Source organism: Enterobacter cloacae complex sp. HYC042_NIDB (genome assembly GCF_056673315.1).
Genome location: NZ_CP109650.1, coordinates 2,511,136 through 2,523,971 on the forward strand (window position 1 = coordinate 2,511,136; position 12,836 = coordinate 2,523,971).

Consider the following 12,836-nt stretch of genomic DNA (forward strand, 5'->3'; position numbering starts at 1 on the left):
AGACAGCCAGTGTTAGTTTGTATGAGATCCGCTGCCCGACCATGGAGCGTCGGGGACGTAGAGACCAAAATACAAATCTATCCATGCAAGCATTTACCGCCAGATAATGGCGGTTTTTTTTTGCGCTTTTGCCGCTAGCGGGGAGTATCAGAACGTGAAAATTGTTTGCGATACTGAGCCGGGGAAAGCGCGAACTGCTGACGAAAATGATGACGCAGCGTCGACGCCTGACCAAACCCGGTCTGTTCCGCGATGCTGTCGATGCTTAAACGGCTGCTCTCCAGATAATCTTTTGCTCTCAGAAGGCGTTCATTAAGCAGCCAGCGAGCAGGCGTCGTGCCCGTTGCCGCCTCGAAGCGACGAAGAAAGGTGCGCTGGCTCATGCCGACCCGACGCGCCAGCGAGTCGACGCTGTGCGGCTCGACAAGGTGCGTGTGCAGAAAATCAAACAGCTGGCCCAGGCGCTGGCTCTCACGCAGCTGCGCCACCGGGCGGCTCAGCTGCTGCGGCTGTGAACCATCCCGGTGAGGGGGGATCACCAGCCGACGCGCCACGCTGTTGGCGGTTTCCATGCCATAGTCCCGCCGGACGACGTGCAGACAGAGATCGATTCCCGCCGCGCTGCCCGCGGAGGTCAGGATATCGCCCTCGTCCTGGTAGAGCACATCCTCAACCACCTCGATGTCAGGGTAGCGAACCTTAAGCGCGTCAATGTAGCGCCAGTGCGTCGTGGCTTTACGTCCGTTCAGCAGCCCCGTAGCGGCCAGCACGAACACGCCCGAGCAGATGGACAGCAGCTGACATCCGCGCGCGCTGGCCTGGCGCAGTGCCTCGCAGAGCGCCGGAGGAACCGGTGAGTCCAGCCCCCGCCAGCCGGGAACCAAGATCAGGTCCGCCGACGCAAGCAGGCTCAAGTCCCCATCGGTAACGATGCGGATCCCGCCGGTCGCCCGCAGTTCGCCGCTATCCACGCTCGCCACCGCAAAACGATACCAGTCGTCGCCCAGCTCCGGACGCGGCAGGCCAAAAATCTCAACCGCCACGCCAAACTCAAAGGTACATAGCCCGTCATACGCCAGCACCACCACCTGCGGGCGGGTAACCTGTCTTAAGTTTGTCATCTTTTTGCTGTTTTCTGGCATAAGCGAGCGCATTCACGGGCTGAATTTGTGGATAGAGTAGTGTTAACACAAACGCCAAAGATGAGGAAGGATCATGAGCTATGTTACTGAATTTCCGGCTGCCGAGCCGCAGGAAGCCGTTACCCATTTTCTGCGTCGCCTGAGCGTCGAAACCGACTGCGCCGACGTGCATCACGCCATCGCCAATAATGAGCAGGACTTCGTGCTGCTGCACGTGGTGGGGAGCCCGGAGCAGTTTGCCCGCCGCCATGTGCCGGGCGCACTGCATATGCCCTGGAGCCAGATGACCGCTGAGCGCATGGCCCAATGGCCGGAAGGGACACTGTTTGTCGTCTACTGTGCGGGGCCACACTGTAACGGCGCGGACAGGGCGGCGCTGAAGCTGGCGCGTCTCGGGCTGCCGGTCAAAATCATGCTCGGCGGCATCACCGGCTGGGAAGATGAACGCTACGCCTTTGCCAGCCAGGCGCACGCTGACGCGCTGTGAAGATGAATTTTTTTCAACACCCGTGAAATTTTCTCGTTTGCCGGAAACGGTAAGGTATGACATCTTTTTTGGACATTTAGACATCCAGAAGTCTAAAGATTCAAATAATGAATTATCACTGCGGGCAATTAATACCGGCAGACTGAGGAGATTTCCATGCAACGACAGCACGCCCCATACCGCGCCGACGTAGTCGGCAGCTTTTTACGCCCGGATGCCATCAAGCAGGCTCGCCTGAAGTTCGCCAGCGGCGAGATTGATGCCGGACAGCTTCGCGCGGTGGAGGACGAGGCTATTCGCCACGTCGTCGAGCAGCAGTGCGCGTGCGGCCTGCATGTGGTGACCGACGGTGAATTTCGCCGTGCCTGGTGGCACTTCGATTTCTTCGACGGTCTTCAGGGGGTTGAGCGTTACGATTCACAGCAGGGGATTCAGTTCAACGGAGTACAAACCAAAGCCCACGGCGTGCGCGTGACCGGCAAGCTGGGCTTTGGCGACCACCCGATGCTGGAAGACTTCCGCTATCTGAAAAGCATCAGCGGCAATGCCCAGCCGAAGATGACCATTCCCAGCCCAAGCGTGCTCCATTTCCGCGGCGGGCGCAAAGACATCGACGCGACGGTGTACCCGGTTCTGAACGACTATTTCGACGATCTGGCAACCACCTGGCGCGACGCCATCCGCGCATTCTACGACGCGGGCTGCCGTTATCTGCAGCTGGACGACACCGTCTGGGCCTACCTCTGCTCGGACGACCAGCGCCGTCAGATCCGCGAGCGCGGCGACGATGCCGATGAGCTGGCGCAAATCTATGCCCGCGTGCTGAACAAGGCCCTGGAAGGCAAGCCAGAGGATCTGACCATCGGGCTGCACGTCTGCCGCGGTAACTTCCGTTCAACCTGGATTTCCGAAGGCGGCTACGAGCCGGTAGCGGAAGTGCTGTTCGGGACGGTCAACGTTGACGCATTCTTCCTGGAATACGATAACGACCGCAGCGGGGATTTCGCGCCGCTGCGCTTCGTTCGCCCGGGCAAGCAGCAGGTGGTGCTGGGCCTGATCACCACGAAAAACGGTGAGCTGGAGAACCCGGAAGGCGTAAAGGCACGTCTGGAAGAGGCGGCGAAATACGTGGCGAAAGAGCAAATCTGCCTCAGCCCGCAGTGCGGTTTTGCCTCCACCGAAGAGGGCAACAGCCTGAGCGAGTCCCAGCAGTGGGATAAGGTCCGTCTGGTGACGCAGATCGCCAGCGAAGTCTGGTAAAAGCGCTTCCTCAGCGCTGCATTATAAAAGTGCAGCGCTGTGCCATTCTGAGTCGTTCTCTTTACATCCTGCCGTCTGTCTCCTGCAATAGCGCTTCCTCCATTCTGGCATCCTTTTTGCTCCTGCTTCGCTGACACCTTTATTTCCGCGTCCATGCCGTAACGGACGTTTTCGCACAGCGTTCTTTTTCAGGAGTGAAAATATGCAGCGTCGTACCTTATTAAAAGCCTTTGCGTTATCCGCGTCCGTCGTGGCGATGGGAATGAGTTTTGGCGTGCAGGCGGCCGACACCATCAAAGTGGGGATCATGCACTCTCTGTCCGGCACGATGGCCATCTCCGAAACCCCGCTGAAGGACGTCGCCCTGATGACCATCGACGAGATCAACGCCAAAGGCGGCGTGCTGGGTAAGAAACTGGAGCCTGTGGTGGTGGATCCAGCCTCAAACTGGCCGCTGTTTGCCGAGAAGGCACGCCAGTTGCTGAGCCAGGATAAAGTGGCAGTGGTGTTCGGCTGCTGGACGTCGGTTTCGCGCAAATCCGTGCTGCCGGTGTTTGAGGAGCTGAACGGCCTGCTGTTCTATCCGGTGCAGTATGAAGGCGAAGAGATGTCGCCAAACGTCTTCTATACCGGCGCAGCGCCGAACCAGCAGGCCATCCCGGCGGTGGAATACCTGATGAGCGAGGACGGCGGCGGGGCGAAGCGCTTCTTCCTGCTGGGTACCGACTACGTTTACCCGCGCACCACCAACAAGATCCTGCGCGCGTTCCTGCATTCGAAAGGGGTGGAGGATAAGGACATCGAAGAGGTTTACACCCCGTTTGGTCACAGCGACTACCAGACCATCGTCGCCAGCATCAAGAAATTCTCCGCCGGCGGCAAAACCGCCGTGGTGTCGACCATCAACGGCGACTCCAACGTGCCGTTCTACAAAGAGCTGGCTAACCAGGGGCTGAAGGCCACCGACGTGCCGGTGGTGGCGTTCTCCGTCGGCGAAGAAGAGCTGCGCGGAATCGACACCAAACCGCTGGTGGGTAACCTGGCGGCGTGGAACTACTTTGAGTCCGTGGATAATCCAACCAACCAGGCGTTCGTCGCGGATTACAAAGCCTATGCGAAGGCGCACAAGCTGCCGAATGCCGATACCGTGGTGACCAACGACCCGATGGAAGCGACTTACGTGGGGATCCATATGTGGGCACAGGCGGTGGAAAAAGCGGGCACCACCGACGTGGATAAGGTGCGCGCGGCGATGGCCGGTCAGTCATTTAAGGCGCCGTCTGGCTTTACGCTCACCATGGATGCTACCAACCATCATCTGCATAAGCCGGTCATGATCGGTGAAATTGAAGGCAACGGCCAGTTCAACGTGGTCTGGCAGACGGAACAGCCGGTGCGCGCCCAGCCGTGGAGTCCGTTCATTGCCGGGAATGACAAAAAGCCCGACCAGCCGATGAAAAACGCCAGCAACTAGGCCATTGCCTCAGGGAGAAACGTCATGAACGCCATGCGCATGTTCATCGCTCTTGTATGGCTTTCCGGACTGCTGCCAGGGATGGCGCAGGCATCGGATGCCGATCGTTTTGTTGCCGCCAGCCGCGGCCAGCAGGCGGAGCTCCTCACGCAGTGGGCCGCTGCGCCGGATGCCGCCAGGCTTCCGCTGCTTCAGTCCCTGCAAAAGGAAAACCTGTATACCGACAGCCAAAAGCACGCCTTTGCGAAGCGTAATGGCGAAATGGTTTCGCTCGGTGACGCCCGCGCGGCAGTAGGGCAAACCAAAGCCGTACGCCTGACAAACCGGCTGCGCGTGCTGGCTGCAACGGCCATTGCCACGCATCAGCTTGTTAGTGACAGTGTCACCGAAAGACGGGCGGCAGCCCGTCAGCTCCAGCGTGATGCTCAGCCCGACATGCTCGCTTTTCTGGAAAAGCGCGCCGGGGATGAAGCGGACGCCGTGGCGCGTCAGGCGCTGCTGCTGGCGGTGGCAAACCTCCAGCTGGCGAGCCCGCAGCCGGAGGTGCGCCGCAGGGCCGTCGAACTGCTGGGCCAGTCAGACGATCAGGACGTACAGTCCAGACTCACTCCGTTTACCCAGGTGCAGACCGAGCCGGATGCCGGCGTGCGCGCGGCCGCAGAAGAGAGCCTTAGCCAGATTACGCATCGCCTGATGTGGGGCGATCTGCTGGGCCAGGCGTTTATGGGGCTTTCTCTGGGTTCGGTGCTGCTGCTGGCCGCGCTGGGGCTTGCGATCACCTACGGTCTGCTGGGCGTCATTAACATGGCCCACGGCGAGATGCTGATGCTGGGGGCGTACGCCACGTGGATGGTGCAGCAGGCAATGGCCGGGCTTGCCCCTCAGTGGCTGGCGCTCTATCCCGTTATCGCCTTGCCGGTAGCGTTCTGCCTGACGGCGGGCATTGGAATGGTGCTGGAGCGCACCGTGATCCGTCACCTGTACGGTCGTCCGCTGGAAACCCTGCTGGCGACCTGGGGGATCAGCCTGATGCTCATCCAGCTGGTGCGCATGACCTTTGGTGCCCAGAACCTGGAGGTGGCAAACCCGGCATGGCTTTCCGGCGGGGTGCAGATTTTTGCCAACCTGACCCTGCCGTGGAACCGCATTGTGGTGCTGGGCTTCGTGCTGCTGGTGCTGTTCTTCACCTGGCTGATTCTGAATAAAACCCGTCTTGGGCTGAACGTGCGCGCGGTGACGCAAAACCGCAGCATGGCCGCCTGCTGCGGGGTACCGACCGGGCGCGTCGATATGCTGGCGTTTGGTCTGGGCTCAGGGATCGCCGGGTTTGGCGGCGTGGCGTTATCCCAGCTAGGTAACGTCGGGCCGGAGCTTGGTCAGGGGTACATCATCGACTCGTTTCTCGTAGTCGTTCTCGGTGGCGTAGGCCAGCTCGCAGGCAGCGTGGCTGCCGCGTTCGGGCTGGGCATATTCAATAAAATCCTTGAGCCGCAGATGGGTGCGGTGCTGGGCAAGATCGTGATTCTGGTGGCGATCGTCCTGTTTATCCAGAAGCGCCCTCAGGGGCTGTTTGCGCTGAAAGGGAGGGTGATTGACTGATGAGCCAGCCGCTGACCTTAACGCTGGCGCGTAAAGCGCCGCGCACGACACAGATTGCAGGCAGCCTGCTGGTGGCGTGTTTGCTGATTTTACCGTTTTTCGCCTTGCTGCCCGCCACGCATCCGCTGGCGCTGTCGACCTGGATGCTGACGCTCATCGGCAAGATCCTCTGCTATGCCATCGTTGCGGTGGCGCTGGATCTGGTGTGGGGCTACGCCGGCATGCTCTCTCTTGGACACGGCATCTTCTTCGCCCTGGGCGGCTATGCGATGGGCATGTACCTGATGCGCCAGGCGTCAGGCGACGGCCTGCCCGCGTTTATGTCGTTTCTCTCCTGGAGCGAGCTGCCGTGGTTCTGGTGGGGCACCCAGCACTTTGCCTGGGCGCTGGTGCTGATCGTGATGGTGCCGGGTTTGCTGGCGCTGGTGTTTGGCTGGTTTGCCTTCCGCTCGAAGATCAAAGGGGTTTACTTCTCGATTATGACCCAGGCGCTGACCTACGCGGGCATGCTGCTGTTCTTTCGCAACGAAACCGGCTTTGGCGGCAATAACGGCTTTACCGGCTTCACCACGCTGCTTGGGTTTTCGGTGACGGAAACGACCACCCGCATCGCGCTGTTCCTGGCGACGGTGCTGATGCTGCTTCTGGCGTTGGGCATCGGATTTGCGCTGGCGAAGAGCAAGTTTGGCCGCATCCTGACCGCCGTGCGCGACGCGGAAAACCGCCTGACGTTCTGCGGGTACGATCCGCGCGGGTTCAAGCTGCTGGTGTGGACGCTCTCCGCCGTGCTGTGCGGCCTGGCGGGGGCGCTGTACGTTCCGCAGGTGGGCATCATTAACCCCGGTGAAATGTCGCCGACCAACTCGATAGAAGCCGCCATCTGGGTGGCGCTGGGCGGACGCGGCACGCTGGTGGGGCCGGTGATTGGCGCGGCGCTGGTGAACGGGGCGAAAAGCTTCTTTACCGTTGCCATGCCGGAGTACTGGCAGCTGTTTCTGGGGCTGATTTTTATCGCCGTCACGCTGTTCCTGCCGCGCGGCGTCTACGGTCTGTTGCGTAAGGAAGAGAAATAATGCAGCCAACGGAAGAGTTATTTACCCGCCAGTTGCCCGGCGATCGCTACCGGGACCAGACTGACCCGGTGCTTCAGCTTGAGGCCATTAACGTCAGTTTCGACGGCTTCCAGGCGCTGACCGATCTCTCCCTGAATATCGGCGTGGGCGAGCTGCGCTGCGTGATTGGCCCCAACGGGGCGGGTAAAACCACGCTGATGGACGTGATCACCGGCAAAACCCGACCCAAAAGCGGGAGAGCGATTTACGACCAGTCCATCGACCTGACCGGGCTGGGGCCTGCGGCCATTGCTCGCCAGGGGATTGGCCGAAAATTCCAGAAACCCACGGTCTTTGAAGCGCTGACGGTGTGGGAGAACCTTGAGATCGCCATGAAAACCGATAAATCCGTCTGGGCGAGCCTGCGGGCAAAACTCAACGGCGAGCAGCGGGACCGCATTGACGAGATGCTGGTTCTTCTGCGCCTTGGCAGCGAGCGGGACCGTCGCGCCGGGCTGCTTTCGCACGGGCAGAAACAGTTCCTGGAGATCGGCATGCTGCTGGTGCAGGACCCGCACCTGCTGCTGCTGGATGAACCCGCCGCCGGGATGACCGATGCGGAAACGGAATACACCGCCGAGCTGTTCAAAACCCTGGCGGGCAAGCATTCGCTGATGGTGGTGGAGCATGACATGGGCTTTGTTGAAACGATTGCCGACCACGTCACGGTGCTGCATCAGGGGCGCGTGCTGGCGGAAGGCTCGCTTCGCGAGGTGCAGGCCAACGAGCAGGTGATTGAGGTCTATCTGGGCCGCTAAGGAGCGATGATGTTACAGGTTAACGAACTGAATCAGTACTACGGCGGCAGCCATATCCTGCGCGGCGTGAGCTTCGAAGCCGCTCCCGGTGAAGTCACCTGTCTGCTGGGACGCAACGGCGTCGGGAAAACCACGCTGCTGAAGTGCCTGATGGGGCTGATCCCGGCGAAAACCGGGGAGGTCATCTGGCAGGGTAAAACGATCACCCACAGCAGGCCGCACCAGCGGGTGCAGTCCGGCGTGGCGTATGTCCCGCAGGGCCGCGAGATTTTCCCGCGCCTGACCGTGGAAGAGAACCTTTTGCTTGGGCTGTCGCGTTTTTCCGCCCGCGAGGCAAAGCAGGTTCCTGACGAGATCTGGCAGCTGTTTCCGGTTCTCAAAGAGATGAAGCACCGCCGCGGGGGCGATCTCTCCGGCGGGCAGCAGCAGCAGCTGGCGATTGGTCGCGCGCTGGCGAGCCGTCCGCAGCTGCTGATTCTGGACGAACCGACGGAAGGCATACAGCCTTCCGTCATCAAAGAGATTGGCCAGGTGATCCGCACCCTGGCAAACAGAGGCGATATGGCAATCCTGCTCGTCGAGCAGTTTTACGACTTTGCCGCCGAGCTGGCCGACAGCTATCTCCTGATGTCCCGCGGCACTATCATTCAGCGCGGGAGGGGCGAAAATATGGAGCAGGAGGGCGTTCGCGGGCTGGTTGCGATCTGAAGTGTTATAATATAACATCCTCATTCTTATAAAACGGAATGAGGGTGTTACTTTGGCTGCACATATTGGAAAATTTGCCATGACTCTGGGGGCGCTGCTGGTCAGCGGCCAGCTGTTTGCTCACTCGCACGGCCATCAGATGACCGAAGCGGAACAGAAGGCGGCAAACGGCGTGTTTGAGGATAAAGACGTAAAGGACAGAGCGCTGTCCGACTGGGACGGCACCTGGCAGTCGGTGTATCCGTTCCTGCTGGACGGTTCGCTGGATCCGGTCTTCAAACAGAAAGCGCAGAAGGATAAAAGCAAAACCTTTGACGAGGTGAAAGCGTACTACCGCAAGGGATATGCCACGGACGTGGATGCCATCGGCATTGAAAATAACGTAATGGAATTCCACAGAGGCAAGGCGGTCAGCAGCTGTCAGTATGACTACAGTGGCTACAAAATTCTGACCTACGCATCGGGCAAAAAAGGCGTTCGCTATCTGTTTGAGTGTAAGGATGCGGACAGCAAGGCGCCGAAGTTCGTGCAGTTCAGCGACCATATCATCGGACCGAAAGCCTCATCGCACTTCCATATTTTTATGGGCAATACCTCCCACGAGGCGCTGCTGAAAGAGATGGACAACTGGCCGACCTATTATCCAAACGAGATGTACAAAGAGCAGGTGGTGGAGGAGATGCTGCACCACTGATGCGTTATTGCCGGGGGGCGGCTTCGCCTTACCCGGCCACTATTTTTTACGCCGCTTTGGGGGATTCGTTCCACGCCTTCACGCTCATTCCCCGCAAAATCATCAGCCAGGCAACGACGATGGCAACCATCATGATTGCAAACAGCGACCAGTGCGGCAGGTTGGTCAGGATAATGCCGGTGATCATCGGGTTTGCCGCCGCGCCGAGCCAGCCCAGCGCCTGCGCGGAAAAATAGCTCGCCTTCATCCCCGGCGGGGCGATGTTGTCGATCAGCATGTATTCACCCGGTGCGTAGATAATCTCACCCAGTGTAAAGATGGCGGCAGCGATGCCCCAGTAAATCAGGTTCTCCCCGGAGAGCATAAAGCCTCCCAGCCCCAGGATAAAAAACAGCGTTGCGGCGGTCATTAAAGGCCGAATATTGCTGGCGGAGATCTTCCGTCCCAGCGCGTACTGCAGCGTCACCACCACGGCGGCGTTAACGGGCAGCACCACGGCGACCACCTTCTGGGCAAAATCGCTGTCGGCATTGGCGGCCAGTACGTATTGCGAAATGCAGCTGGCGAACGATCCACCCACGTAAGACGCGAGCAGGCCGGAGAGGGTGAACCAGAACAGGGCGCGATCTTTCAGCAGCACCGACGGCTGCCAGGGCATCTTCTCCTCGGCGGTATCCAGCGCGACGCTTTTTTGCACGAAGAAATGAATAAACCCGAGCGGCAGCGCGGCGCAGAAGGCCGCCAGCCAGAACGGCAGCTGCAGGCTGTACATCACCAGCAGGGTGCCAATCGGCGGCCCTATCGTCCAGCCAATGTTCAGGAAGCTGTAGTTGAGCGAGAAGACGCGCGCTTTCTGGCTGGAGGTCAGCACGTCCGAGAACCAGGCTTTCAACACCGTCGAAAAGACGGAATAGGCGCAGTTGATCAGGGAAAAGAACAGCACTACCAGGGTGACATTATCCACCAGCGGGATCGCGACAAAACCGGCGATAAAAGCCACGATCGCGATCAGCATATAGCGTTTTTTATCAAACTTATCGGCCAGAATGCCAAATCCCAGGCTGAACACCACGCCAACGGTCAGCGCAATCGTCAGGGCATAACCAATATTCTCGACGCTCATATTAAACACGCGCGTGAGATAAATGGTCATGAACGGCAGCGTTGCCCCCCGACCGATGGTTAATAACAATGACGATGCCAGCAGCGCTGCGGTTGAGCGCCTGAGAGATGGTTTCATATTCCTTCCCGACGGTTGCTTATGCTTTTTTTAGACGAGTGTTAACAGGATTACCATGACATAAGGGGCTTGTATAGCACCCGATTTATCCCTAAGTGCTTCAGCTGCCTGCCAGAAATAATGATCTTCTCGCGGCACACTTTTTTCTGTTACCTTGAAGTGTTAACAAATTATTAATAATTCAGGGGCAGGGTATGACGCGTAAAGACGGACTGCTGGCGTTGCTGGTGGTCGTGGTATGGGGACTCAATTTTGTGGTCATCAAGCTGGGATTGCACAACATGCCCCCGCTGATGCTGGCCGGTTTGCGTTTTATGCTGGTGGCGTTCCCGGCGCTCTTTTTCGTCGCCCGTCCGAAAATCCCGTTAAAACTGCTGCTGGGCTACGGTTTGACCATCAGTTTTGGCCAGTTCGCGTTTCTCTTCTGCGCCATCAAGTTCGGCATGCCGGCCGGTCTGGCCTCGCTGGTGTTACAGGCGCAGGCGTTCTTTACCATTATTCTCGGCGCATTTGTGTTTGGCGAACGCCTGCAGGGCAAGCAGCTGGCGGGGATAACGCTGGCGGTATTTGGCGTGCTGGTGCTGATTGAAGCCAGCCTGAACGGTCAGGATGTGGCGCTGCTCGGGTTTATGCTCACGCTGGCGGCGGGGCTGAGCTGGGCGTGCGGCAATATTTTCAACAAGCTGATTATGCAGCACGAGGCGAGGCCTCAGGTGATGTCCCTGGTGGTCTGGAGCGCATTGATCCCGATAATCCCGTTTCTGGTGGCGTCGTTTATTCTGGATGGCCCGGAGGTGATGCTGAACAGCCTGGTCGAGATCGATCTGACCACGATCCTTTCTCTTATCTATCTGGCGTTTGTCGCCACCATCGTGGGCTACGGGATCTGGGGTTCGCTGCTGGGGCGCTATGAGACCTGGCGCGTCGCGCCTCTGTCTTTGCTGGTTCCGGTCGTGGGGCTTGCCAGTGCGGCGATACTGCTGGATGAAACGCTGAGCGCGCTCCAGCTGCTCGGTGCCGTGCTGATCATGGCCGGGCTGTACATCAACGTGTTTGGCCTGCGGGTTCGCCGGGCGGCGCGGGTAAGGGGATAGGGCATAAAAAAGCCCCGCGGCTGCGGGGCAAAAACGAATCAGAGGCCGTGCTGATTATAATAAGGCACGCCTAATTCGTCGGATTTGTCGCTACCAGCACCCATATGGTTGAAATCATAAGGCGACTGGTCATGTGCTGACGGCAAAATCATCGTGTCATGATTATTTTGCTGCGTTGCACCTGGGGTTTGCTCCGCGAAGGTCTGGCTGGAAAACAGCACCAGCAAGGCGAGGGCGGCGGAGGCGGTAACTTTCATTTTTTCCTCGGTTACGTCTTTTACAGGCGATGATTAACTACAGTGTTTTAACGGATACAGGTAACGGGATTCACCCGGCACGCTGGTGATTCGGTACTTATGAGGCGGCACGTCAAAATAGTTCTTGAACGTACGCGTGAGGGTTTGCTGTGATTCAAATCCGTAACGCTCCGCCAGATAAAGGATCGGTTCATTGCTTTCTTTCAGTTTCTGGGCAATTTCCGTCAGCTTGCGGCTGCGAATATATTGACCTAATGAATGACCGGTCTCTTTTTTGAACATCCGTTGCAGGTGCCATTTGGAGTAACCTGAACGCTCAGACACTTTTTCAAGGGAGAGCGGCGATTCCAGGTTATCTTCGATCCAGTCCAAAATGCTATGAATAGTGATAGCGTCAGTATTGCGTCTGGACATCGTCATACCTCTTTTTCTGTTTACGGCAGTATTTTCTTCAGCAAAAGCTCAAGGGTAGCCACTTCATCTGCCGTTAAGTTTTTTGTTAGTTCCTGATGCAGTGTTTGTCCTACTAATTGATGACATTGCTCGCACATAGCCGCACCATCGCTGGTGAGCCTGACCAGTACGCCGCGTTTGTCATTCGGGTTAGGGCTTCGTTCTACCCATCCTTTGCAGACGAGACGATCGAGCATGCGGGTTAACGCACCCAGATCGACAGAGAGCACCTTTTTCAGCTCAACCGGCGTGATACACACTTCGCAGCGAATGGAACACAGCACTTTGAACTGTGTTGCGGTGATATCCAGCGGTGACAGGTAGTCATTGAGCAGGCGATCTTTTTTCTGGTTAACCATATGAATAAGACGACCCAGCGGAACAACGTCGTTAAAGATATCACTGGTGCTTTTCACAATGGTTGCCCTGGCAAGTAGTTTAATCACGGCAGATATTATTGCTCAGGCAAGTATAAGTCAACTGAATGGATCAGCCGATGCCACGAATTGCTAAAACGTTTCATGAACGATTTTTGCAACCTTTCAAATCAGGAAGATA

General features: G+C 58.1%; 14 protein-coding genes. 9 read left to right on the top strand and 5 right to left on the bottom strand.

The features are described 5' to 3' along the window. Positions 1–134: 134 nt before the first annotated feature. Positions 135–1,142: a transcriptional regulator FtrA gene (gene ftrA, locus OKF39_RS12030; protein WP_047368537.1), complete on the bottom strand. Its 1,008-nt coding sequence runs from the start codon at positions 1,140–1,142 to the stop codon at positions 135–137. A 73-nt stretch (positions 1,143–1,215) separates the two neighbouring features. Here ftrA and OKF39_RS12035 point away from each other — a divergent pair, with 73 nt between their 5' ends. The 8 genes from OKF39_RS12035 (at position 1,216) to zinT (ending at position 9,234) form a co-directional block, all read left to right on the top strand. After that, positions 1,216–1,629, top strand: a complete 414-nt coding sequence (locus OKF39_RS12035; protein ID WP_041910013.1) for a rhodanese-like domain-containing protein — start codon at positions 1,216–1,218, stop codon at positions 1,627–1,629. A 156-nt stretch (positions 1,630–1,785) separates the two neighbouring features. Further along, positions 1,786–2,889: a cobalamin-independent methionine synthase II family protein gene (locus tag OKF39_RS12040; RefSeq protein WP_479982947.1), complete on the top strand. Its 1,104-nt coding sequence runs from the start codon at positions 1,786–1,788 to the stop codon at positions 2,887–2,889. A 202-nt stretch (positions 2,890–3,091) separates the two neighbouring features. Further along, a complete protein-coding gene (gene urtA, locus OKF39_RS12045; protein ID WP_479982948.1) occupies positions 3,092–4,363 on the top strand; it encodes an urea ABC transporter substrate-binding protein in 1,272 nt (423 codons plus the stop codon). A gap of 24 nt (positions 4,364–4,387) precedes the next feature. Further along, the gene (urtB, locus tag OKF39_RS12050) at positions 4,388–5,962 is read left to right on the top strand and encodes an urea ABC transporter permease subunit UrtB (RefSeq protein WP_479982949.1); all 1,575 of its coding nucleotides are present in this window, start codon (positions 4,388–4,390) and stop codon (positions 5,960–5,962) included. Further along, positions 5,962–7,035 (top strand): urea ABC transporter permease subunit UrtC, encoded by a 1,074-nt coding sequence (gene urtC / locus OKF39_RS12055; RefSeq protein WP_479982950.1) that lies wholly within the window; start codon positions 5,962–5,964, stop codon positions 7,033–7,035. The genes urtB and urtC overlap by 1 nt, the downstream gene beginning before the upstream one ends. Beyond that, entirely contained in the window at positions 7,035–7,832 is a 798-nt protein-coding gene (gene urtD, locus OKF39_RS12060; protein ID WP_479982951.1) for an urea ABC transporter ATP-binding protein UrtD, read from the top strand. The genes urtC and urtD overlap by 1 nt, the downstream gene beginning before the upstream one ends. A 9-nt stretch (positions 7,833–7,841) precedes the next feature. Further along, positions 7,842–8,540, top strand: a complete 699-nt coding sequence (urtE, locus tag OKF39_RS12065) for an urea ABC transporter ATP-binding subunit UrtE (RefSeq protein ID WP_028013134.1) — start codon at positions 7,842–7,844, stop codon at positions 8,538–8,540. Between the two features lie 52 nt (positions 8,541–8,592). After that, complete coding sequence (zinT, locus tag OKF39_RS12070; RefSeq protein ID WP_041910003.1) at positions 8,593–9,234, top strand: metal-binding protein ZinT; 642 nt, start codon at positions 8,593–8,595, stop codon at positions 9,232–9,234. Positions 9,235–9,280: 46 nt separating this feature from the next. Here zinT and ydeE read toward each other — a convergent pair whose 3' ends face one another. Next, positions 9,281–10,474, bottom strand: coding sequence for an efflux MFS transporter YdeE (gene ydeE / locus OKF39_RS12075; RefSeq protein ID WP_028013136.1), 1,194 nt, complete (start codon positions 10,472–10,474; stop codon positions 9,281–9,283). Positions 10,475–10,668: 194 nt separating this feature from the next. Between ydeE and eamA the strand changes: the two genes are divergently transcribed. Continuing rightward, entirely contained in the window at positions 10,669–11,568 is a 900-nt protein-coding gene (gene eamA, locus OKF39_RS12080; RefSeq protein ID WP_028013137.1) for an O-acetylserine/cysteine exporter, read from the top strand. Positions 11,569–11,606: 38 nt separating this feature from the next. Here eamA and marB read toward each other — a convergent pair whose 3' ends face one another. From marB to marR, 3 genes are read right to left on the bottom strand one after another with little or no spacing between them, the layout of a single operon-like run. After that, positions 11,607–11,825 carry a multiple antibiotic resistance protein MarB gene (marB, locus tag OKF39_RS12085; protein ID WP_028013138.1) on the bottom strand — a complete coding sequence of 73 codons (219 nt, stop codon included), beginning with the start codon at positions 11,823–11,825 and terminating at the stop codon, positions 11,607–11,609. A 33-nt stretch (positions 11,826–11,858) separates the two neighbouring features. Beyond that, a complete protein-coding gene (gene marA, locus OKF39_RS12090; protein WP_008502237.1) occupies positions 11,859–12,239 on the bottom strand; it encodes an MDR efflux pump AcrAB transcriptional activator MarA in 381 nt (126 codons plus the stop codon). A gap of 20 nt (positions 12,240–12,259) precedes the next feature. Further along, entirely contained in the window at positions 12,260–12,694 is a 435-nt protein-coding gene (marR, locus tag OKF39_RS12095; protein ID WP_028013139.1) for a multiple antibiotic resistance transcriptional regulator MarR, read from the bottom strand. Positions 12,695–12,836: the final 142 nt, after the last annotated feature.

What these genes read in the sequence shown, in the direction of transcription:
- ftrA (WP_047368537.1), bottom strand. Translation starts at nt 1,142, where the DNA reads ATGCCAGAAAACAGCAAAAAGATGACAAACTTAAGACAGGTTACCCGC.
- OKF39_RS12035 (WP_041910013.1), top strand. Translation starts at nt 1,216, where the DNA reads ATGAGCTATGTTACTGAATTTCCGGCTGCCGAGCCGCAGGAAGCCGTT.
- OKF39_RS12040 (WP_479982947.1), top strand. Translation starts at nt 1,786, where the DNA reads ATGCAACGACAGCACGCCCCATACCGCGCCGACGTAGTCGGCAGCTTT.
- urtA (WP_479982948.1), top strand. Translation starts at nt 3,092, where the DNA reads ATGCAGCGTCGTACCTTATTAAAAGCCTTTGCGTTATCCGCGTCCGTC.
- urtB (WP_479982949.1), top strand. Translation starts at nt 4,388, where the DNA reads ATGAACGCCATGCGCATGTTCATCGCTCTTGTATGGCTTTCCGGACTG.
- urtC (WP_479982950.1), top strand. Translation starts at nt 5,962, where the DNA reads ATGAGCCAGCCGCTGACCTTAACGCTGGCGCGTAAAGCGCCGCGCACG.
- urtD (WP_479982951.1), top strand. Translation starts at nt 7,035, where the DNA reads ATGCAGCCAACGGAAGAGTTATTTACCCGCCAGTTGCCCGGCGATCGC.
- urtE (WP_028013134.1), top strand. Translation starts at nt 7,842, where the DNA reads ATGTTACAGGTTAACGAACTGAATCAGTACTACGGCGGCAGCCATATC.
- ydeE (WP_028013136.1), bottom strand. Translation starts at nt 10,474, where the DNA reads ATGAAACCATCTCTCAGGCGCTCAACCGCAGCGCTGCTGGCATCGTCA.
- eamA (WP_028013137.1), top strand. Translation starts at nt 10,669, where the DNA reads ATGACGCGTAAAGACGGACTGCTGGCGTTGCTGGTGGTCGTGGTATGG.
- marB (WP_028013138.1), bottom strand. Translation starts at nt 11,825, where the DNA reads ATGAAAGTTACCGCCTCCGCCGCCCTCGCCTTGCTGGTGCTGTTTTCC.
- marA (WP_008502237.1), bottom strand. Translation starts at nt 12,239, where the DNA reads ATGTCCAGACGCAATACTGACGCTATCACTATTCATAGCATTTTGGAC.